The organism is Nocardia sp. X0981, from assembly GCF_977089955.1.
In genome coordinates, this window is sequence record NZ_OZ372435.1 from 2,226,776 (window position 1) to 2,252,191 (window position 25,416).

Annotated in this window: 1 protein-coding gene (running past one end of the window); it reads left to right on the top strand. The window is 67.6% G+C overall.

Going from position 1 to position 25,416, the window contains the following annotated elements; translation table 11 throughout:
• Positions 1-25,416, top strand: partial view of a GntR family transcriptional regulator gene (locus tag ACYR7D_RS09940; protein ID WP_459549312.1) — the 5' end (the start) only. The gene runs 63,957 nt beyond the window's last position; only the first 25,416 of its 89,373 coding nucleotides appear in the window; it begins with the start codon at positions 1-3; the stop codon falls past the right edge of the window.

Sequence of the window (25,416 nt, forward strand, 5' to 3'; positions counted from 1 at the left end):
GTGGCCTATAACGTACCCATTCCGGGGTGGCTACAGGGTATCGCCCAAGTACTGAACTTCGGCATCGAATACCCGGATGCCCGTGCGGGGGATATGGCGGAGATGGCCCAGCGTGTCCTGCTGGGACCTGCCGAGGAAATGCGGGCCATCACTCCGTTCGTCCGAGAAACCCTGGGCGATATCCAGGACATTTATTCGGGCCAAGCGACCGACGCGTTGGTGAAGCAGCTGGGGCAGCTGACGCAGGGTAAATATTCGCTGGACACCCTGGCGGATGCCATGGAGGAGTTCGGGCGGGCCGTTGACAAGAGCGCGGACGGCATCACGAAAACACAGTTGATGCTCCTGGGTTTCGCCGCCTATACGCTCTACCTGTTGTGGTCCGCGCGTGCGCTGTTGTCGACAACACCGTGGGGGCGGCTCGCCTTGCCCGCGATCGAGGCGGGGATCATCGCGACGGGCAAAGAGCTCGTAGCCGTTACGGCGGCTCGCGGCGCGGCCGGGGTGAGCGCCGAAATGGGGATGCTGGCGCTGCGGAACGCGTTGGCGCCGTTGCTCAGCAGGTTCGGGGTATTGGCACCGCTGTCCAAGATCTTCGGCAATCAGGTGGTGAAGGCGTCGGGGAAGGCGGCGCTGACGGGTGCGACGATCGACGCGGGAGCGGGGCTCGCCGCGGGAGCGGGCGTCGAATGGCAGTCCATGTTCGTATCGGGTACGGCATGGGCATTCGCACCGCTGCCGGGTGGCCTCGCGGCGATGATGATGTCGAAGATGCTGTCTTCTTGGGCGGCACCGGTACTCGCGAAGCGATTGCTGACGGGGGTGGTCGCGGGACAGGCCGGGATGGCCGGTATGTACGTCGGTGGTATCGCCGGGCAAGTGGGGGTACAGCTGATCGAAACCGGGGGAGTGGTGTGGAAGAACGTGGATACCACGTTCGACTCCCACATGTTGGTGGCCGGGGCCGGGCTGGGGCTGCTGGGTGCGGCCCGGCCGGTGCAAGCTGGTGTGGGAGAGGGGGTTTCGGGCTCGGGGCCGGGGGCGCCCCGTGCCGCCGACCTCGGGCAGCTGACCCCGCAGTCGCGGAAGGAAGGCGTTGCTCTCTACCGAGAACTTTCCAAGCAGTTGCATCCGGATGTTGTTCCGGAGGGACCTGCGCGGTCTCGAGCCGGGGATCTTCTGGACCAGGTCAACAAGGTCAGGAACGAGGCGAACGCCACCGGCCGCAACAACGAGTACTACGAGGGCCATGTAAGAAAGCTCGAGAACATCCGGCAGGAGTGGAATACGTTCCGGGAGGGACTACGCGGGACAGGCGCACCCGACGGCTCGGCCCCACATCCCAATAGCGGAGGCAAAACGGCCGGGGTGGACGGCGGGGCACGTCCGGGACCGGCTCCCGAGGCGGGTGGGCGTTCTCCCGAAGGTACCGGGCGGCCTGGGTCGAATCCGGAAAGCGGTGGCCGGGCCGGGCCCGCGGAGGGTCGTCGCGGGAACTCGCTCGCGGTACGGGGTGAGACCGGTAGGACGGTCGAGGGCCGGTCGAGCGCCGCCCCGGCGGCCAGGTCCGCGGGTGCGGGAGCCGCCGGGGGTGTGGCGGCGGGACAGCAGGCCACGGCCGCCGCGCAGGCAGGTCAGGCGGCGTCCACGGGGGATCAGGTCTCGGTGGTGGACCAGTTGTCGCAGGCGATGGAGCACCGGGGCAGGACCGCGGCCGGGATACCGATAGACGCGGATCTCATGCCGGGAGCGCCCGAATCCGTCCGCAACGACGTGGATGCCCGGGCCGCCGCCGAGGCACAGCTGACGGAGTGGGCGGACGGCGGCGGTGAGGTGCCGCAGTGGCGTGGTCCGGATCGTGGATTGGTGTATGTACCGGGCACCGCGGGGGCGCCGGTGTTCGAGCAGGGAGCGCAGCCCGGCCGGTCGGGTCTGGTCGTCGGTTTCACCTCGATGGAACAGGCCCGCAGTTTCGGTACCGGCGTGGTGGACGTGTTCGACGTACCGGGCGGTTTCGTGCAGGATTTGCCGTCCGGTGGTCAGGCCGTTGTCCTGCCGGGTGGGGTGGGACCGCAGTTCGTGGTCGGCCGGCACGAGTACACCGATGCCGGGACCGTCTACATCGGGAACCCGGGTTTCGATCCGGAGGCCCGCCCGCCCGTCCAACGCCCGAGCGGCGGTGCCACCGATCGGTTGCATACGCCGCCGCCCCGCGAATCCGCCCCTGCGAAATCCGAGCCGGCGACGAAACCCGAGGGCGGTCCCAGGACCGATCCGGAGCCGCCGTCGAGGGGACGCCCGGGTCCGCGGTCGGGCGTGCGCGACGTGACGGCGACTCCCCCACGGCCCGGGGACAGCCCATCGATGGTCGATCAACTGCTGGCGGCGGCCCGGGGGGAACCGACAGCGCAGCAGGCCGTCGAGAAGGGAATGGCAGCCACCGGGCTACCGGCCGGAGCCGACCCCATGCCCGCCGCGGTGGTGAAAGAGGGCGTCGATATGCCCGGGTTGTTCACGGGCTGGGGGAAGGCCACGGAGGGGACGGTGGCCTGGCGGGGGGAGAGCGGTACGGGGCCGGTGTACATTCCGGTACCGGAGGGGGCGAGCGGGCGTTCCCCGTTCGTGGAGGGAATCGTCTTCGAAGACGGTTCGAACGTGACCTACGGGTACGAATCGCTGGCGGACGCGCAGCGGTTCGCCGGTCTGGGGCGTATCTATGTGGTCTACGCGCCCGGGGGGTTCGCGCAGGAAGTGCCGGGCCAAGGGCGGGTGGTCATCTTCCCCGGTGGCGTGCGATCGGAGTTCGTGACCGGCCGTCATCAAACCGATCTCGAGGCGCCGGACAACTGGACATATGTCGAGAATCCGAGCTTCGGCATCCCGTATACCGAGCCGGTGGTGGTGGCGGAGCCGAGCCGTTCGCAACCCACCGCGAAGCCGGAGCCGGTCGCGGAGCCCACGGCGCCGGTCGCGGACGCCGGGCAGACGCCGCGGCCCCCGCGGCCGCGTCGTAGCGGCTGGGTCCCCTCGCCCGCGGCGGAAGCGGGCGGGCCGGTCGTGGACGCACCCGCCGCGGGGGCGGCCGCGCAGACCGGGCCGGTCACGATTCCCGGTCACGAACCCGCTGTTCCGGTGCCGGACGCGGCATCCGCCCCGGAGGGCTCGGCGAAACCGGACGTGGCATCCGCCCCGGACACCTCGGCGAAACCGGATACGACATCCGCTCCGGACACCTCGCTGAAACCGGATGCGTTGTCCACTCCGGTGCCGGAGAACGGCGCCGTCCCGGCCCGGCAGGGGGACGCGCCGCCCCCGGATACGGCGGACCGGAAGAGCCCGGAGCAGGAAGCGGGACCGCTGCCCGCGGCGATCACCACCCGGATGGCTGAACACGAAGGCACCGCGGGGAAAGTGCCGGTCACCACGAACGGTGGTGGCGAAGAGCCCTTGCTGAAGGGCCAGTGCGCGACGTATGCGACGTACGAATTCGAGCTGGCGAACTGGGAAGCCCGGGGCCGGGTCGGGCCGGCGCCGGTGAAACCCCCGCCGGGGAATCCGTTGCGCGGCGATACCGCGGTCGATGTCGCGAAGCAGGTGGGCGGGGATTATCACAAGAGCCGCAAGCACCACCGGACATTGTCCGAGTTCGTCCACAAGGTGATGACCACCCCGGGGATGGCGGCCGTCGCGGTGATCGAATACCCCGACGGTTTCGGGCATGTCGCTTTCGTGCGGCACGACCCGGAGCACGGCGTCGTCATCAAACACAGCTACAACGGCGGGCGCGAATACACCCATGTGGGCCGCGAAGAGGCTGTCGGGTTCATTCGCCTCTTCGCGAACGAGGAACACACCGTCACCTCCATCCAATCCCATGAGGGCGTGCTGGAAAGTCCGCTCGTCCCCGGGGAGGAACCCACGGCCCTGCCCGGCCTGTACATGCCCCGCGGCGAGACTCTCGTCTTCGGTGCCCCGACCGAGCCGCAACGGTTCAGCGGTAACGAGACCTATCGCCTCGATCTGGGTCCGGTCGCCGGGATCAGTCATATCGGCAGACCGGAAAAGCACCGCCACGGTAATCAGGACGCGATGCGGCTCGGCGTCTTCACGCACCGCGACAAGGACGGCGATAAGCCGATCGAGGTATTGACGATCGCCGACGGTGTATCGACTTCGGTGGGTGGCGCTGTTCTCGCGGAAAAGGCGGTAGCAGCCGGTATCGGCCATATCGAGAAAGCCATCGAGGACGCCGCGGGCGGTGCGTTCGACGCCCGGGCGGCGGCCGAAGCGGCGGTCGACGTGGTGCAGGCCGAAGCCGAAGCGCTCACCGCGCAGCGCTACCCGGATGTCCCGCAGCCGCCCGCCACCACGATCGTGATCGTGGTGATCCAGGAGGGGCTGGTGACGGTCTCCTGGGTCGGTGACAGCCGGGTGCGGGTCGGATCGAAGCTGGTGACCCGGGACCACTCGGTATTCAACTGGTTCCGGGATATGCAAGGCCTGTCCGAGGCCGAGGTGGTGGCGCGCCTCGCCGAGTACGGGATGCGTCCTGGTATGGCCGCTCTGGTCAGGGAATTGGATGGCCTGAACGAAGACGAAGCGCTGCGGCACCTGAAAGAGAACGGAGTCAAAACCGGGTCGCTGCAGCACGCCATCACGACGAAGGTCGGCCCGCCGAAGGGGCGAGCGAAGTACACCGAGGTCATCGAGGTATCCGGCGAGGTCACCGTCACGGCGTACACCGATGGTTTGAACTGCGTGCCTACGGAGGTTTTCGAGCGCCTGCTGCGGGAGCATGCGGGAAATCCGGATCAGCTGGTCGACGCCCTGATGGATTACGCCCTGCCCATCAGCGAGGACAATGTCACCGTCGGCACAGGGCAGCACCCGCCGCGACCGGCAACCCACCACCGCAAGACCGAGCTCCCGCTGGTGCAGGAGCAGGCCGTGCAGCCGCGTGCCGCCGCGACCGAGCGTCCGGTGCCGCCGCCCACCCGGACCCAGGCGGCGGAGCACCGGCAGGTGCTGAGCGGAGTTCGTTCGGCACGCAGACGCCTGGACGTCATGGCCCGCTACGGTGCTATCGATCTGAACGAAATGGGGGCACCCGCCGAGTGGGCGGCCGCTCTGCGGCGCCGGGCCGGCGATCCGCGTCTGGACTCCGCCCAGCAGCGTCACTTCGCGGAGATGGCCACCGCGGTGGACGAGTACAACGCGTTGCGCGACCGACTCGATGCGCTGGAACATACGCTGAGCTCGGGCCCGGCCGACAGTACGGTATGGTGGCGGCGGCCGCGCACTTCGTGGGCCGATCAACCCAATCAGTGTTGGCCACTGTTGCTCGACGCCCTCCGGCAGGGCTCGGAGCAGGCCGATATCCCGGTGCGCGGCGCCGACCCGCTCGCGGGGACATCGAGTGGACAGGCCGCGGCAGACCTGGCCGAAGGTCACGGTATCGAGTCGGTGCGCGGGCAGTGGCGAAGGAACTTCGGTGCCGCGTTCGACGAGTTGCGCGCCGGTACCGGTGGCGCCGAGCAGATGCTGGTGGCCTATCAGAAGGGCGCCGCGACTGGTACACACGGGCCGATGTACCACGTTGTCCGCTTGGTCCGCCGCCCCGGAAGGATCGAATACCACGATCCGGTCAACTTCGACTCGACTCCGGATTTCACCCCGCCTCGGGGCGGCGCACCGGTGCTGGTGTGGTACCTGGACGGCGAGAACAAGCCGATCCTGGTAGCCGATCCCGTCCCCATCGATCCACGGACCGTTCCGCTCGAGGTTCCGCTCGGCGCTTCCCCTGATGAGGGTGCCGATCCGCCCACGCCCCGCGACGCGGATGTGGGCGTGGCGGAGGTGGACGGTCTCGTCGATGAAGTGCTCCAGCGCAATGGTCTGGAAACGCTGGAGTCGCTGTTGACGCCCGGGTACATCGAAAGCCCGGTCCTCCGGGCGCTGCTGTACGGGCAGGTGGTCGCCGAGCTGATCTACGAGGCGACCGGGCGGGGACTGCGTGAGCAGTTGTTGACACGGCACCCGAACCTGGCCTCGGTGATCGGCGCGCTGCCCGCTCACGAGGCGGAACAGGTCGTTTCGGCGGCTCTGGAATCGGGCCGCGCCGGTCTCGACTCCAGAGCTTCGGCGCTCGTAGGAGATATCCGCGGTCTCGCCACGAACGAGGCGGACGGTGTGCCGGTGCGGTTGCTGGCGGCGGCCCATCTGCCCGATACCGGCCAGTCGAACCCGAACGGGGGGCTGGTCCAGGTACATCTGGGCCTCGGTCCGGTCGACGATGCCGCCACACTCATCTGGCATCTGGCCGACAGCGCGCCGGACGGGGAAGCGCTCACCGCGGGTATTCGTGGTGCCCTCGCCGACCTCGCGCGATATCGGGATTCGCCGGAGCCGGTGGCGATGATCGCCGTCGTGACCTACGACTACCGCTCGCCTTCGCTCGGCTGGCTACCCACGCTCGAGCACCGGACCGGCCGGGCATCCGAAATGCTGGCCGGGTGGGTCGCGAGCACCAACGCGATCCGCGAATTCCGCGACAACGGACGCAGACCGACGGTCCGGCTCGTCGGTCGCGGCGATCAGAGTGCGGTCGTGCGGGCGGCGCATACGGTGCCGCGCATGGCCGACGAGTACGACGGGGAGATCGATATCGATCCGCCCTCGGACGTACTGGCCGACGCGATGACTGTGCCGGCCGTCACCCCCGAGCAGCGAGAGCACGCCGCGCGGGCACTGCGGGACTTGGAAGCGCTCGGGCCCGAGCCGACGGTGGGCCGGGTCGCGGCCCTGTGGGCCGCGCTGGGGCCGGCGGCGACCGACCTCCTCTATGTCGCGCCGGAGAAGATCGCCGGTCTTCCCGAGGCTCCGCATCTGTCCCGGCACGTCGCCGCGCTGATGATGCTGGCGGACGCGAAATCGCGCGCCGAGGACCGGGTACGCCGCGAAGAACAGGAGCACGGCGAAGCCGGCCACGAGGCGACGCAACAGCTGCGGGAAGTCCAGACGCAGTTGGCGGCGTTCGACCGCGCCCTGCGCACCGTCCGCTACCTCCACGATCGCCCGAATATGACGGTGCTGTCGCCGGAGCAGCCGTTCGTGGAAATCGGTCGTAGCGACCGGGCGGATGTGCTCGGCATCCATATCGCCATCGGCGAAACGAATCCGGTATCGCTGGACGAGCTCCTGCAGTCCGCCGTCGACGATCATCACCGTAAAGTCGTCGGCGACCGGTCCGATATCGCGCGGGCGACGCTGGTATGGCGAGGGCACGACCCACGGCGCATGGTGCGCGAAATCAGCGCGGTCCTCGAAACGCGCGCCCGCGCCGGTGCCGAACTCGAACTGCCGCCGCGAACCTACGGCAACACCTACGGTGACAATACGAGCGACGGCGATCAGCTCGACACATGGCTGGGAGCGTTGCTCGTCAGCACCGTGGCGTCTCGGTCACGGACGACAGTGGCTCTGGCGCGCCGGCTTTCGCGCGACCCCGCCGATGTGGCGCCGCTGCTGGATCCGAATTCACCGGATCGGCGGATATGGACCGGACGCTACAACCAGCTCCGGCACCTGGTGACGATGTCGGCGCTGGTCGAGGACGCACCGCCGCTCGAGCAGGAAGTGGCGGATCTGCGGGCGAAGGACGAATGGACAGCGGAGGAACGAGAGTTCCTGGGGCTGCACGACACCCTGTCGCTGATCGAGGAACTGGAGCGATTCCACCGGCATATCGAACAGATCCTGCTGTTGCACGAAACCCTGCGCGATGCCCGGCTACGTCACGAACAGGAGTTGGACACCCGCGAGGCGTTCGACTGGTTCGCGCAGCGGGCTCGTGAGCTCAGCGATTCGGCCCGGGCTGTACTCGAAGGTACGCCGGACGCGGTTTTCGGGCAGGTGCGAGCCGGTGGCCGGGTCGTGAAAGATCTTCGCGGTCTGAACCTCGGGGCGCGATTCCAGCCGCGCGCCGCGGTCCAGCAGTTGCGAACCGACGAAGCGGCGTACCGGCTCTGGGCGGAGGTTTTCCTCGACCCGGGGATCGAGCTGGAGGAACTCACCGAGTCGGAATGGGCGGCGATCGATACCAATATCGCGCCGATGGCGCGCGAACTGCTGGAGATCCGGGCGCTGCTGGCGGAGGTCGCCCGGGTCGAGGAAAGCGCCGCGATATTCGAGCTGCGGAAGCAGTTACTGGACCGCGGGTTGGCCGATATCGCCGCGGCCGCTCACGACCGTCCGCCTGCCCCACGCGTCCGGTTGGGGCACAACCTGACGCAGCTTCGTATCGAATGTATGGCCACCGAGGCGCGACCCGACTCCACGAGAATCGAGTGGGAGACGGCGAGCGCGCTGCTCGACGGTATCCACGACGCCCAAGCCGCCCTGCTGACAACCCACAAGTTCCGCTTGTCGGCGCGGGTGCGATTCGCCGACCTGAAACGCGAACTCGGTGTGTCGGTACCGGGCCCGGAAGCGATTCAGCAGCTGCGGTTCCGGCGCGACGAGATCGCCGGAACCGATGCCCGGCTGGCGAACGGATTGACGGAGCTGATCGCGCTCGCCGAGAAACACGAGCGGCGGCAGCGGCAGTTCGGCTGGCTGGACCTGCATATGGAGCGTCTCGACGCGCTGGCAGGCGAGCTGCGCACCGCGAGGTACGAACTCGCGGATTACACGGGCCGTCTCGCCGAACTGTCGTCCGAGACGCACGGGCAGCGCCCCCGCCCGGTTTCCGGCGAGCACACAGCGGCCGCGGCAAGACGCTCGCCGGACGAAGCGCTCGACCGTGGGCCGGCCGGGCGCCGCGAACAACAGGCGTTCGTCGAATCGGTGATCGACGCCTTGTCCAGGAAAGTGCGCGATCTCGAACAACAACTGCGCGCGGGACTGACCGAAGCGTCCGAGCTCACCACCGAGTCCGGCGCCGAACGGTCGAATGCGGCCACCGGCTCCACGAACGCTATCCGGGAAGTACCACGCATCGCGCCGCCGCACCGCGATATCGCGATCGCGGACGCCGAGGGGATGAGCGGATACCAGCGGCCGCACACGCTACGGAACCTCGATGACCAGTGCGCGCGGGAGATGCTGGCCGCCAACGCCGCCCGTACCGGGCGCGACAACGAGGTGGTCGAGCCGGCTGTTCCGGACGAAGGCACGCTGACCAGCTATGTCGAGCAGCTCAGAGCCCGCCCGGGACAAAAGGTCAAAGCGCATCGGTTGCGCGATATCCGGGAAGCCTACGAGGACCTGCTGAAGCGGGTGTCGGTGGCGGAGGCTCGGCAGCAGGGCGCCGGCAACGGCCTGTCGACGTTCGTGTTCGTCGCCGGGGCCAGCGGCCTCGGACATCCTGTCGAGCTGGTGGCGGTGGTCGAGAACGGCCGGACCCGCGTCGATCGGTGGGACGCGAGCAACAACACCATCCGCGAAGATTTCGTACCCGGCGACGAGCCGGCCGGGCAGACCGTGCTCGGTCTCTGGCTGGACGCCGAGGGCTTCGCGGTCGGGCACTCGGAAGGCTTGCCGCAGCGACCGGAACGCGATATCGATATCGCCGTCGGTGCGTCCGAGCTCGGCGAGGGCGAAGAAGCGGCGAAACGCCGGCAACTGGTGACGCAGGCGCTGGCCCGCGCGGGGATCGACCACATCGAACAGATGGTGCCCCGCGCCGGCGAGCCCCTGACCCCGGAAGCCGCGCGTGAGCAGGGCCGGCGCAACGCCCAGCTGTGGGATTGGGCCAGCGATGACCAGCGGGCGGCGCTGGTGCGGGAACATCCGGCGATCCTCGGCGAGGCCGAGGGCATTCCACGCGCCAAACGCCATGAGCTGAACGCGAGCGAGTGGCATCGTGAGTTCGCGGAGCTGCGCGACCGCACAGGTGAGCTGAACGAGGTCGAAGACCGACGGCTGCTCGAACTGGAGGAGATCTGGACCTTCTGGCAGGAAGGTGCGGCCCGGGCGCAGCAGATGAAGGTTCCGTTCCATCTGCTCTCGTTCCATCGCCTGACGGGTCTCGGCGGTGCCCCGGGCCGGTTGCTGTTCGAATACGGTGACGAAACCGCGCCACAGAGCGAGATCTGGCACGCGGTGGTGCGCAGCAGTGTCGCGGACGAGCGGATCGAAGTGGTGCGCGCGGGCGCGGATTTCGCCGCGCTCGAGCACCGCCCCAGCCGCCCGGTGACCACGCTGGTGATGCACTCCTACGGGAACGCGGAGACGCGCATCGACCGAGAAATCGCGGCCGGTGAGGATCTGGCGGCGCGGGTGGCGGCCAATGCCGGAGCGCGAGAAGCGTGGGCCCCCCATGAGCAACGGCCGCGCGGCGAGCTGATCGTCCGCAGCAATACGAACCGCGGAACCCAGGTCTGGACGGCGGTCGCCGAGCGCTTGCGGGGCAACGGCGTGGACCGGGTGGAGGTCACCCGCGACGAGACCACCAACGATATCGTGCGCCGTGCCCGGCAGTGGGCGGCGGATCTGCCCGGCGCTCCCGCGTTCCAGATCCTGTCACTGCCGTCCGTGCGCGCTTTCGGCATCGGCGCCGATCCGCGCACCGCCGACCGAGTACGGGTGCTGGTGGCCGGTCGTACCGCGTCGACCGTGTTGCGTCACGGTCTACGCAGTGCGGTGGAACTCTACGCGGGGGAGCATCGCGAGGATCGGACGCTCGCGGTGTTGTTGTGGCAGGGCGATGACCCACGGCAGCTGGCCGAGGCTCTGATCCGGCTCGCCGCCGGCCGGGAAGACACCACGGCCGCGAACAGAAAGATTCAGCTGCGGTTCGTGGACCAGCCGGGCGCGGAGCTCATCCACGGCCTCCCGGCCGAAGCCCGGATGAGGCCGCATCGCGACGCGTTCGCGGGCCTGCTGTGGAGACGGACCTTGAAGCCGGGCCCCGTCACCACACCGGTGGGACGTCTCGCAGATCGGTTCGTCGCGAAAACCGCCGATTCGGCACTGGTCAAGCGGGTGCGAGAACTGCTTTACCCCAACGCTGAACCGGAGCCGTCGCCGGCCACGAAGACTGTTGTCGAACCCCACCTGGGCGACCTGGATACGCTGCGGCGCTTGTACCAACAGCAGCGAGCCGATGTGTTCGCCGAGCTGAAATGGAGCTTTGCCGACGAAGACGCAGCCGAACAGGACACGACGGTCGCGGATCTCTTGGCCCCCGATTCGGACAGCAGACATGATCTGAACGAGCAGCTGACCGACGCGCGCGAGCGCCTGATCGAGGCGATCAGGGAGCACGAGGCGCAATTGCCGCCCGACGAGAGCGCCGGGCTTCGAAGTCACGCGGAAGAAGTACTGGAGCAGGAAGACGTTCCCGAAGTTCTCCGTGAGGCGGCAGAGAGGTTCGTCTGGTACTTCGACACGGTCTTTTTCGTCGACAGCGCCGTCCTTCTCGAGTCTCGCATCCGGCAGATCGATTCGCTGGAAGCCGCGTTGTTCCACGCCCACGCGCTCAACGCGCACGGGGAACTGGAAGCCGGACAATTCCAGCGGTTGAGCGAGCAGCTGTCGCAGCTCGAAGCCAAGGCCCGCGCGATATACCGCAACGATATAAGCAGGTGGCGGCGGCAGGAGGGTATAGACACGGTTGTCGGGGTACTGACCGACTCGCATAAACAGCGTGTCGAAAACGCATTCGACACGCAGCTGAAGGCTGCGCGGAAAGCCGTTACCGAGATCAAGGCCCTCGACAACGCCGTGGCCCCGGTCGCGCTCGGGGACGCGCTCGCAGAGCTGGGCACCGCGGACATGGTGCGGCGCACCCAATTGCACAGTTCACCCAGAATGCGCGTCAGCGCCGCCGAGTCGGATGAACAGTCCGCCGCGGCCCTGACGACGCTGCGGGCACAACGAGCCGCACTGACGGCAGAGTTGGCGCCCCTGCTCGGCACGGCCCCCCGGCTCCTCACCCCGGCTCGGATACGCAGGATCGCCGAGGTATCCGCCCGCCGGCGCATCGACGATGCTCGAGGCCGCGCCGCATCGGAATGCCGGACGCTGGACCTCGAAATAGCACAGGTGGAAGAAGTGGTCCGGGTGTCCGCCCGGATGCGTGGTATCGATCGTCTGCGCGCGGCACTGCTCCAAGCGCGAACACGCCTGCCCGTCGTGACCCGTCGACTCGTCGATCTCCAGGAAAGGCACCGACAGCTTCTCGCCGACGAAGGGTTCGGCTTTTCCGCGGGCATTCTCGATCCCGAGCAGGTGCGCGCGCAACTGCGCCGGCTGGAACGACAGTGGGCCACGGATCGCAATATAAAGGCGCGTACCCTGCCCGTCCGGAACGCGCTGCAGGAGCTGCTCGATCTCGCTGGGCAACGGCAGTTGTGGAAATGGCGGCTGCAACGCCTGCAGGAGCAGGCATACCGGCTCGATACCCTCGCCGGCGAGCGGGTTCGTGTGCTGGCCCAGCGCGATGCGGTGGATGAGCGGATCGGCGAGCGAACCGTACTGGAATTCGAATGGCTGGGCACCGCTTCCGAGCGATCCGCGCAACTTCGTCGTTACCAGGCGGACGAGCGGGCGGCGTTGGCGGACCGGGTCGGCCCCGAAGCGCTGACCGAGCACGAGGTGACCGCGGCGGATCTGACCGCTGAGAAGATGACGTCGATCACTCGCTCTCGCCTGGATCTGTTCACCGACCTCCGGCTCCAGGGGCGGATCGATCGATTCCGGCGACTGGAAGAGTTGATCGCCGACACCGCCGAATACGACCGGCTCACCGGGCAGCTCGACCGCATCGATGCGGCACTGGCGAAGGGGCTCGACGCCGAAGTCGAAGCCGTGATCGGCGGCTCCGCGGTCCCGGATGTGGCCGATTACCAGGAGCCGGACACGGGGACCATCGAACACCTGGGGCAGCTGGGCGGCAACGATTGCCTGGTGCGGACGGGGCTGGCCGTATACGAGTCGGCGGGCGGCACCCCCCCACAGAGGCTGCGTACGTATGTCACCGGGACGCAGGGAGTGCCGTTCCCGGTAGCGGCCGAGCTGATGGAAGCCGATGCGCGGGAGGACGCATATACCGATATCTACGAGGCCGCACGCCATGTGGAGAAAACCGGCGACAGCGTAGCGCTGCTGATCGCGTATCGAGGTTTCACCGAGCCCTCCCAGCCAGGTTCACACGCGGTGCGCCTGTCCTGGGGCGGCAAGATGAAAAAGCGCGAGGGCCGCATGGTCCCGGACAAGTCCACCGGCGACGTGATGGTACTCGACCGTGGCAAGTCCGAACTGTTCACGAAGTGGGCCGCCCGGCAGAAGGGTATACGCAGCGCATCCGGATTCGAGATCATGCAGGGGGGTATCCCCCGCCGCCCACTCGTCGACGGAAAATCCCAGGCGATCGCCGGGCTCGACTACGAGAATGTCCTCATCGCGGGTCGGCCGGAGCGGGCGCCGGCAGCGCCGGCCGCTCCGGACCGAGCGAGGGCTGCCGGCAACCAGGGCACGAGCGCGACTCCATCCCGGAAGATATCGGGTCCCGCGTCGGCCGGCGTCCGGAAAGAGCCGGATACGCGGTTGCGGGATCTGGCGGACCAGCTGGGTATCGAACCACACAAGATCAATGCTGCTCGGCTGAAATCGGCTGTCGATATTCTGCAGGAACAGCTGCGGGGGCTGACCGATGAGGAATGGGCGAACGCGAAGCGGAACGGCCGGCCACTGGATTTCATACCGTGGCTCGGCAACCGTATAGAACTGGAATGGGCTGTCCAAGAAGAGACGGTATCGCGTGTCGACCGGTTCGTATGGGAGTCACCGGAACAGCGTGACAGGCATCTTCGCGAATTCGGTGCGCTGGTGAAGGCCGGATTCGAGAATTCGGATCGTGAGCTGGCCGATCTGCTCGCATTGCCCCGTCTGCGCAATCGGCAGCAGCCGATAGCCGGCAAACGGCCTGTCGCCGAATTATGGCTTCTGCCAAAAGATTCGGGTAACACACCGCAAGTGGTGAAGCTCCTCGGGAGCATCGAACGAATTCTCGAGGTCGACTCGCATCCGCTGTTGCTTCTCGAGGCGATCCACGAACACGATCTGCCCGAGGTACAGCGTCGGCTTACCGTGCTCACGCGAGAGGAACGTTCGGTATACGACCTGTACTTCGGCCCGGACCAGCCGACCCAGGCCGAGATCGCTGCCGAGCTCGGCCTGGGTGGGGCCACCGTACACAGCCGGCTGCACGATATCGCCTGCCGGTTGATCACGAAGGTCCCCGAGAATGCGCTGCGCCCTTACCTGAGCACGGGGCGCCTACGGCGGGCCACCGCACTGGATGTGGCCAAGATGACGGGGACGAGCCAGACAACCGTGCGGCGGGTCCTCCGCGGCGATTACACCGGTCCGGCGGCCACCGCCGACCGGGTGCGGGAAGCAGCCGGCAAGCTCGGGTTGCGGGGCCGGCGCCCCGGGGCGGTCGTGGATATGACCGGGCTCCCGGTGCACACGAATACCCCCTCCCCGGTGATACCGGTGGTGCGCCACGACCCCGGCCCCGCGACCACCGGCCGTGCGGAGAAACTTTCCCCGAATCGCGCGGCTCTCGAACTGGCCCGAGCGGTGTGGATCAACGAGCCGCAGTTGTTGGGGGCGCGAATATCCGAGCTGAATGCCTCCGACCGGGAATGCTTCGAACTCTTCGTCGAGGGATTCACCCCGGCTCGGATCGCGGAGGCGAAGAAGCTGCATCGCAGCACCGTCCACAAGGTGCTCGCGCGCGTCGCCCGAGCCCTGGTCACGGATCTTCCGCCAGGACTGCGGGACAGCTACGCCGAACGCGGTGTCTTGCGACCGGCGACCGCCGTCGACGTAGCGCAGCGAGCTCAGGTGAGTACGGAAACCGTGTATCGATGGCTGCGCGGCGACACCGGCATGATGAGCGAAAAGACGGCACGGCGGATACAGCTGGCCATCGCCGATACCGGCTTCGCTCCGACCGCGGGCCCACCGGCGCACGGTGAGACCGCGACTCCGGCGCGCCGAGCGGAGCCCCGCAGTGGTGGACGTCCGGTCGGCAAGCCCTCGGATGCGCTGCCTTTCGTCGATACAGATCGCCCCCGTAAGGGTGCTCGCCGGGGGCTACCGGACGACGGGGTGTGGTTCGCATACGGTAAGGATCTCGAAGGGCAGGCACATCAGCGCCCACGCGAGACGGCCACCCGGCAACGGGCCGCGACGCCCGAGGAAACCACGCTGATCGACCGGGCCCGCCAGCTGCACGGCCGATATGCGAAAGCGGTTCTGGAGCATGTGGTGCCCCGCGCCAGGGACGACCGGCTGTTGGTGCAGAACGTGTTGCGTGAAACGTTTCTGCGATTGGCCCGGGAAGTCGAGGCGGGCAGGAGCACCGGTCTTTCGGGACGGGTCGTCGAAATCGCCGGGGAGGTCCTCGAGTTCGAAAACTTCCGGAGCGGATTCTCCGGATTCCGCCACCGGATCACGGCAGCCGCGACCAATGACGCCGCCGCGGCCGCACTGGCGAATGCCGACCTGCAGCAGATGTGGGACGCGATAGCGGGGCTGCGCAAGACCGAACGAACAGCGGTGTTGTTGCGGTACCAGGGGATGCGCTTCCTCGCTGTTGCCGAAGTGTTGGACTGTATCCCGGCCGACGCCGAAAGTATGCTGCGCCGCGGCGTCCGGCAGATCGCGCAAACCCTGCCTCCCGCACCCGAATCGCCGTCCGTGCCGACTGCCGAAAACGAGCGGAAACCGGTGAGGACCACTTTGGCGCAAGTGGCGCGCGCGGCAGGGGTCAGCATCACCACCGCGCACCTGGCGGTCAACAACCGGCAGGTGAAGAGCGTTTCACCGGAGACCAAGCAGCGAGTACGCGAGATCGCCGCGAGTCTCGGCTATCCACTCGATCCGGAAAAAGTGGCGCGTCCCGCGGGTGCGCGCGTGCGAAAAACCCAGCTGGATCTGGCGGAAGTCACCGGACTTGGCGTGGACACGGTCAATCGCGCGCTGCACGGAAAGGCCAAGCCGTCGACCCGCCAAGAGGTGGAGGTCGCGGCAGCAGCGATCAACTACGACCTGACCAATGGCACGGCGGGAAAGAAACGCGTCACATTGGATGATGTGGCGCGCCGAGCCGGCACCAGTAGAACCATGGCCGGCCGGGTGCTTCGCAATGAACCGACCCCACCGGGTATCGCGGTCAGAGTGATGACGGCAGTCGTCGAGACCGGCTATGAGGCGAGTGTCTATATACGTCGCGCCTCTTCGGCTGCCCCCGCGCATCCGTCTCCCGGCGGTTCTCCTCGGGAAGCCGCGGCCGGTAGGCCTGCCGATGACGGGGCCGACGAGGGCCTGGTGCCGCGGCCGGCGGGAGCGGCAGCGCCGGAAAAGATCTGTGGTGTGCTGGTGGCCAGGGAAGCCGGGTACGTCCTGGGTCCGGAGATGGCGGCAGGGATCACTCCGGCGCGGATCACCCCAGAGGTGCGGCGCAAGGGCCTCGGCATGGCGCAGTTCGCAGAGCAGTTCGATGGGGACTGGCACGAGCAACCGTTCGCCACCGTTGCCGAGGCACTCGAGCACCTCGAACTGGAGCACGTCCTGCTGATCGGGTTGGCTATCGACTTCGGCAATGGGCTCGGGCACGCGGCGCTCGCTTTCGAAGTCACCCCGCACTATCAGAAGCAGCACCCGTATCTGACCGTAGGTGAGTTCGTAGTCGTCGACTTCGAAGAGGATCATCTGCTGCGAGGTGACGAGGTGAGCACCTGGCAGGCGAAGATGGCCTCCGTCGCCCGACGAGTGGAAGCGATCGTCTGGCATCGAGACGGGGCCGAACACTCTCTCGGCGGCAGGAAGCCGCTCGACCGTGGCGCGACGATGCTGGGCAGCCGAGCCGGAGGCGGTTCGTCGAGCCGCAGGCTTCGGATCGAAGAAATCACCGCGTTGGTGCGGGTGGCCCAGAGCGGTGACGCGGCGGCGTCGGCTCGTCTGCGAGAAGAGTTCACGGCGAGTGTCATCGCTCAGATGATGCGAGTGGCCGAGGGCCGGGAGAGTGTGGCCCGGAAACTGGCGGACCAGGTGTTCGACCGGTTGATCGGCGGCACCCTGCGGGCAGGCGCGGATGTGGAGCAGTGGTGGACCGCGGTGGTCAGGAACGTGGCGGCCGAGCATCATCGTCTCACGGCTTTCCGTTCCCGGTTGGCCGCCGCTTTCGAAGAGGTCGCGCCGGCAGACGAGTACCGCGCGGCGGCAGAGGCGTTGGCGCGGGTCGAGTGGCCTACGTTGCATACCGGACTGGCGGCCATGCCGCTCGAACGTCGCCAGGTGGTGACAGCGCTGCTCGACAAGGGCCTGCCGCTGGCTCGGATCGTCGAGTTGATGCCGCCCGACTACGAAATGAATACCGTGCGTCGGCTGGCCGAGGACGGTGTACGGCAATTGGTCTCGACGGTAGTGGCGGACGGCGAGAGCCGGTTCCCGGTACAGCCGAAGACCGCGCTCCCGTCCGGTTCCGCGCCGACTGCGGATCCGGTCGCCACGAAGCCGGATGAGGCAACGGGCCGGAAGAAACAGAACCGGGAAACGGCAGCAGCACCTACCCGTCCACGTAGAAGCAGCATGTTGGACCTGGTATGGGCCGCGCTGCGGGCAGACAGCGTGCGATGGTGGAATTGCGTCGCGCGACTTCCCTCACAGAACCAGAAAATGCTCGTCCGGCTGCTGATGGTGGAGCAGCTGTCGATCGACGAGATCGCGGCAGAGCTGAAGAGCAATGGGCCGGCTGTCAATGTGCTGGCGAACCGTGCGGCGCGCAATATGATCGAGTTGCTGCGGGCCGAATTCGGCGCGGAATTCGCTGATCTGGCCGGTACCCCGCGCCCCACCCACGCCGATATCGCCTCGGCGCTGGGTATGAACAGCACTACGGTCAGCGCAGTGTTCCGCCGTGATCCCGCGATACCGCCGGAGACGGCCCGCCGGGTGACGGCCGAAGCGGATCGGCGTGGGCTGCTGGTTCCGATGGCGGTTCGGGATTTCGCCGAACGGACGGTACGGCGTCGGCCCACGCAAGACGATGTCGCGCGGTTGGCCGGTGTGAGCCGCTTCACGGTCCATAACGTGCTCACAGGCATGTACCGGCGGAATCCGGAAGGTACGCCCCAGGTGAGCCCGGAACTGGTGCAGCGCGCGATCGAGGCGGAAGGTCTGCCTCGGGTGCGCCCGGAGCTGGTGCAGCGCGTGATCGAGGCGGCCGGCGAACTCGGTTACCGGCCGGGGCGCCGACATTCCGAGAAGGTACGTGACGGCCGGGACGACTACTCCCAGCCCACCCAGGGCGACCTCGCGCGCATCCTCGGGGAAGACCGAGAAGCGGTCAACCGCGTGTTCGCCCGCGACCCCAGGACGGCGCGCGAATTGCGCCGCCGAGTGGTCACGGTCGCTGACCGTGAGAGGTATCCGGTTCCTTCGGCAGTCCGCGAGTTCGCCGGTATCGAACCCATTCCGCCGCGGGCCGTCGATCCGTGGTGGAGTCCGGACTCGTGGGCAGTGCGAGGAGCGACGGTAGCGGGGGATCCGGCCGGCGTCGGAGACGTGCTGAGCGAGATCAGCGGGAGAGATGACCGGCGTGCGCCACGTATACGGTTCGGCCCGGATGTGTGGTACGCCATGGATCCGAACACCCCGGACGGTACCGCCGACAGGCCCGTCTCCGGCCACGAGGCGGCAGGCGCGCGATCGCAGGCGCAACCGGTCGGGAAGCCGGAAGCCGGGGCGTTCGAACCCGAAGCCCGTCAGGATCCGGTCGCCGCCGCTACGCAGCGCGCGCTGGACGAGGAGCTTGCCCGTAACCCGGCGGGCGAGCGGCTCACCGGCCGGGTCGCCTGGTTCCCGGAGCAGAACCTGTTGTTCGTGGTGGCGCGGCGTGATCAGCATGTGGCGGCGTTGAACGAATTGCTCCAGGCGTACCCGCAATTCGCGGATGCCCTCTGGCGGCCCGGGTTGGCGATCCGGTATGTGCGGGTCACACCGTGGCCGGGCGGGGCGGAGCTGGAGCCCATCACCCGTGACGAGGCGGAAGGACCGTATCGCCGCGCGACGTGGGAGGAAGCCTGCGCGGCCCTGGTAGAGGGGTATGTGCAGGCCCGCAAGGCGGGCACCACCGCGGACTCCCTGGAAGATTGGCTGCTGCTGCTCGGCGACGATGCCTTCTACCAGAAGAAGGACGTCCCGACCCGGTTCCGCAAGGGTGCCTACGACGTGCGGAAACCGGAATACGATGCGCTCCGCCGGGATCCGACCGCGATCAATCATACGAACGACGAGTCGACGACCGACCTTCCGGATAGAGGCGATATCAGCGTCGGCCGGCTCCGCAGCAACATCATGGGGATCGGTTACCGGATGGCGGAAGAGAACCCGATGGTGGTGCCGGGCCACCCCGCGGAGGTGTTGCAACGACTCTATCTGCGTCGGATACCACTGCCCGAAGTGACGCGGCCGGAGTTCCGGTACGACCAGGAGTGGCCGCTCGAAGTGCCTGCTCTCGGGAACCCCAGGGTCGCGGTCAGTCGGGACTACAGCGGCTCTTGGGTACGCGTTTCCAGAAACCAGAATGCTCTGTCTGCCTTCCTCTCTCGGGAAATGGATTTCACCGACTACTACCCCTGGGAGGTGATGAGCAGGATTCACGCGGCATTGGCGGGCGCCACCAAAGACCTGCCCGCGCGCCGTCGGGCAGTCGCGCCGCCACCGAGCGAAGTGCCCGCGCTGCCCGCCGCGGCCAAACCGTGGCTGCTCGCCCCCACCGAGTCGATCGGGAAGAATGCCTGCAGCCGGGTTGTCGACGAGGACATTATCCGCCGCCGCCACCGAGACGACGGGTGGCGCCTGCATCGCAAAATCAGCCACCATGTCGTGTCCTATGACGGCATCGGCCAGCTGTTCGTCGTTGCCGCCGAAAAGGGCAAACACCTGGCAGCTCTCACCGAGTTGGCCACGGAGAGCGACAGCTACCTCGACCTGCTGTGGAAACCCGGGATCCACATCCAGTACCTGGAAGTGACCACGCACCCGGACGGCCGTGTGCACAGCCTGCCGATTACCCGGGACGAGGCGGAGGGGCCGTACCGCCGTCCGACCCGGGACGAGGCCGTCGCCATGCTCATATCGCAGTACCTGACGATGTGCTGGACATTGCAGCAGCACGGTAAGACACCACCCCCGTGGAGTGAGTGGGTGGGCTTGCTCGGCACCGAGGCGTTCTACACCAAGGCGGACGAGGCGAAGCGGCGGCAGCGCAGCGAGGCGGAGTTCAATCAGAAGAAAGAGCGAAACGAGGCGGCTCGCCGCGACCCGTGGGCGCTGAATCACCGCAACGAGTCCTGGGAAACCGATCTCCCGTATTGGGACGAGGTCGTCGCGGGACAGCTGCGCGCCGACATCCTCGAACTCGGATACCAGATGGTTCGCGACAACCCTGAGCTGCGGCGGCCGGATCATCCGGCGGGCGTGCTCTACAGCATGGCGATTCGGGAACAGCCGCTACCATCCTGGATGGATCGCGCGGCCGTGCCGGACGGGGTGACCGAGTCGGGAGACAATCGATACCCGGTCACGATCTCTGCCCTGGGCGAGACGATTACGTTGGCGCTGGAGACCGATCGCGGCCGGTATCGGGTCGCGCGAGCTCAACCCTGGTCGCAGCGCGGGGCCGCGGTGTCCCACGCGCTGGCGCAATGGTTCTCCGGGATGGAGGAGTCGAAACCGCAGCGTTTGCTGCGGAGGATCGGCAAGGCACTGGAAAAGCCGCGAAAGGGCGACCTGTCCCATGAGGGATCCGGGGATATCGGTGCCGCGGAAGAGGTCGCGCGTCTGGTCGGTGTTCCCGTCACTTTCGACTATGCCGCTCTGGAGCCGCGCCGTGATGCTGTCGACCAAGAATACGAGGAGCTGGCCGCGTGGGCGGCAAACGAATGCCTCACTCCCGAAGGAGGCACAGCGCAGCTCGAGGCGTTGCTCGCACGGGCTGCGATCGAGCTGGACGCGCACCGGGTCGGCGCGGCGTTCCCGATCGAAGATATGGTCCGCACCGGGCGTCAGCTCAACGCCGTCGTACGGGAGCTGACCCGGGAACTGTGGCAGGACACCACAAGCCTGTTCCCCTTGAATGAGGTAAACCGGCAGCTTTTGGAGCTCGCGCCGAAGTTGCCCGCTGCGGCGAACGTGGTTCTGGATCTCATTGCGGCGCTGTCGGAGCAGGCGCCCGACGTGGACTTGCCGGAGTGGCCGCAACACGAGCGTCAGGGACTCCCGAAGGATCTCTCTCGGATCGCCGAGCCGGTCGCCGAGGTTCTCGCCATGGCGGATCGCACCGAAGCGGCTCTCGTATGGGAGGGCCGGCGGGGAGATGCGCGGGTCGAGGAACTGAGCGTGACGTTGGGCGCGGAGGACGGCGTCGGCCACGACTGGGCGCGGAATGCCGATGCGCAGCTGGTCGCCCATCGGGAAGCGAACAGCGCCGCCGTGGGCTTGCCATCGGCAGTCGCTGCCGAGCCCATCGAAGGGGCGGGGCACGAAGACCGCGCGGCCGTGTGGTCGGCGCCGCCGTTGCAGCTGTTCGTAACGGGGCCGGACGCGGTGGCGCAGGCGCGTGAACGTGTTCGGGAGTTGCTGTCGGGCTGGCGGTCCGAGCAGGTCGAGAATGCCGAACAGCTGGTATCGGAGCAGGGTGCCCGGCTGGTGGACGGCGGCCTCGACACGCGGATGTTGTCGGTCCACGTGACCGGCGAGCCGGGCAATCGGGTACTGCGTGCCGAGGCGACCGGCAGTGCGGTGGAAGCCGATTCGGTGATCCGCGCGGGCGAGGCGGTGCAGCTCGACTGGGCGCTCGGGCTGCTGGAAGGTCTGGCGCAGCGATCCGGTAGACACGCCGCGGGTGGTTTCGAGACGCTCTGGTTCGAACTGGACGAGGCCGCGCCTCCAGCGGAGTCGCAGCCCGAGAATCGGGAAACGCCGGCGGATCCCGTGGTGTTGTTCACCGCGGACCCGAGCCGGCCGCTTGCCGAGCGTATCGCCGACGCTCGCGCCGGGGTTCGCCGTGCACTCGAGGGTTGGCCGGTCGCGGGGCATCCGGCGGCCGCGGAGGACATGGTCGAGGCGATGCTGCGCACCGCCGAAAGCCGGGTGGTCGTCGAGTCGACGCAGGGCGGTACCGGTGCCGAGCGCTGGATGTCGGTCGCGGTGGTGGACGAGAGCCGGATCCTTCCTGCCCGCAACGAGGCCGGCGGACCCGGCGGGGTCGTCGAGCTGTGGGACAGCACCCCGCTGTCCAATGGCGGGTTCGAACTGTCGAAGAGTGGCCGGCGCAGCAGGTGGATCACCTTCTTCGCCACCGAAGGTCCCGGTGACCCGTCGCTGTCGGTGGCCGAATCCGCGTTCGAATTCCGTTTCTCGCGAGGCGATATCGAGTTCACCGATGTCTCCGGGCGAGTCCGCTCCGCCACCGAAAGCCTGTTGACCGGCGCGGGGTGGGGGCAGGACCGGATCACCGAGGTCCTGTGGCCCACCTCCGAAGTGGTCACCAACGCGGGTGTGCACACCGATGGAGACGTCGTCGTCCGCGGCTACCTCGAGGACGATCGGTTCGTTCTGACGGTGGTCGATCACTCACGGGGACTGCCCACCTGGCGGTTGGAAAGCAACGTCGACCCGGAGGAGGACACGGCCCCGCGCGCAGCGGTCGATCTGAAAGCGGTGGATCGATGGCTGGAGAATTTCGCGGCTCTGGATTCGGAGAAGCCGAGTTTTCCCGCGATCGAATTCGATTCGGGCGCGATCGAATCCGAGCGCACTTCCGCGCCGGAACGCGCCGAGGGCGACGAGAATTCGATGCGTCACCGCAAAACCGGGGAACACGGCCGCGGGGCGGTCATCATCGCCAAATACGCGAACGTGCTGCGCGTCGAGCTGGCACGTGACGCGGCCGCGGGCAAAACCGTTTCCATCACGGTCCAGCGCGAATCCACCGAGGCCGCGCAGTCCACACCCCCGGCGACCCGCGATGCGGCCGCTGCCGAAGCGCCGGTTTCACGATCTTCTCCGCTTCGCGGCGGCGGTGTGGAGCCGCGTGTGGTGGATCCCGATCGCCCGCTCGAGCGCTGGACTCTGCGGGGTGAGCAGTGGAGACGGTTCCGTGACCTCGGTGTGGAGTACGCGGACGGTGGTGGTGGAACGCCTGCGCCGAGGAAGCGAGCAGGAAAGACAGGCGGCGAGCCGGAGGTGTCGCGCCCGCCCTCCGTTTCGTCCGCCGACTCGTCGCCCGAGGTGATCGTTCCGCGGGTGAGCGAGTTCGATCCGGAGCGGTTCACGATGGCCTACGCGGAGGTTGTGTATGCCCTCAAATATGCCGTGATCCATCTGGCGCACGCCGATCACCGGATTCCGGAATTTCCGCGGCAGACCGAGCAGGACGCCGCGGCCACGACCGTACTGGAAAAATTGTTTTCCTTCTGGCCCACCGGTTCGTTCGACCTGGACGAATTGTTTGCCTCCGGACCTGCCGATTCGCCGGAGCTCGCTCTCCTCGGTTTATTCAAGGCGTTCCGGATTTTGCTGCCGTGGGGCGAACCGAACTCATCGAGGCTGTCGGTTCTGGCGCGCACCGAGGGGCCCGGCGCTGTCACGGTGAAATTGCCTTACTCCGAGTACCTTCTGTATCGGGAATTCGGAGCGCCTACTGCCGAGAGCCTGGCCCGAGTCGGGCAACGCCTGGTCCCCGAACGGCTCGAGGTCTTGGCGGAGCACGCCACTCATCCCGGTACAGCTGCCAACCTTCGCGCCGTTGCGGCGGTGTTGAGCACGCTCCGTGCTCGCTCCGTTCTACTCGCCGAGGCCTTGCGGCCGCCGGACCCCGAACAGTGGGACTGGCCGAATCCGCCCGCGTACATTCACTCCTGGGCCTACAACGTATCGCTGGCGGCTGTCGATCTGAGCCTGCCTCCCGTCCCGCCGCCCTCCGACTCATCGCCCGAGGCGATCGTTCCTCGGAGGGGCGAGTTCGATCCGGAGCGGTTCACGATGGCCTACGCGGAGGTTGTGTATGCCCTCAAATATGCCGTGATCCATCTGGCGCACGCCGATCGCCGGATTCCGGAATTTCCGCGGCGGATCGAGGGCGCCGCGGCCACGACCATACTGCACGGATTGCTTTCCTCCCGGCCCGCCGATTCACACGACCTCGCTCTCATCGCTCTATTCGAGGCGTTCCGGATTTTGCTGCCGCGGGGAGAACCGTTCTTACCGGAATCGTTGGTTCTGACGCGCACCGAGGGGCCCGTCTCTGTCACGGTGGAATTGCCCTACCCCGAGTATCTTCTGTATCGGGAGTTCGGAGCGCCTACTGCCGAGAGTCTGGTCCGAGTCGTACAACGCCTGGTGCCCGAACGACTCGAGGCCTTGGCGGAGCATGCCGCTCATCCCGCTACGGCTACTGACCTTCGCAACGCTGCGGCGGTGTTGAGCATGCTCCGTACGCGTTCCGTTCCACTCGCCGTAGCCCTGCGGCCGCCGGACCCCGAACGGTGGGACTGGCCGAACCCACCCGTGAGCGAACTCCCGTGGGTGCGCGACATATTGCTGCCGCCCATAGATCTGAGCCTCCCCTCCGTTCCGCCACACGAGAGGGAAGCGGCTGCCAGATATCGGTCGCCGGCCTCGGGTGTAGTCTTTTACGGGTTCCCCCGGGCGCGCGGTATATTGCTGACGCCCATAGATCTGAGCCTGCCCCCCCTTCCGCCACTCGAGGGGGAGACGGCTGTCGGGGATCGGGCGGCGGCCGAGGGTGGAGCCGTTATCGGCATCGTCACTGTCGGCCGCAGGCATCCCGCGCTCAACGACCCGGGTCCCGATATCACCGATCCAGGATTCGCGGATTCGCCTTCCCCGGCCGCGAACCGCTCGGTCACCGAGTCGGGTCAGGTACCCGAAACCGTCGACGGTTCGGTGCCGGCCGAGGGCGAAGCCGTTATCGGCATCGTCACTGTCGGCCGCAGGCATCCCGCGCTCAACGACCCGGGTCCCGATATCACCGATCCGGGATTCGCGGATTCGCCTTCCCCGGCCGCGAACGATCCGGCTCCGAACGGTCCGGTCACCGAGCCGGGGCAGGTATCGGAAACCGTCGACGGTTCGGCGCCGGCCCGCCGCCCCGATGAGGGACCGTGGATCGTGGAGGCGTTCGGTCCGCACAATCCGGACCCGGTACGCGGCCGTGAGAAAGCGGATTCGGCGCGGCGAACGCGGCTCGAGCAGGAGCGTGAGCAGGCGCGGGAGATACGTGACGACTTCGCCGAGGTACGGGGAGTCCGGCCCGACGAGTTGGAGCTCGATCCCGCCCGGCCCGAAAACGGCGCGCCGCGGTTGGAGGAATTA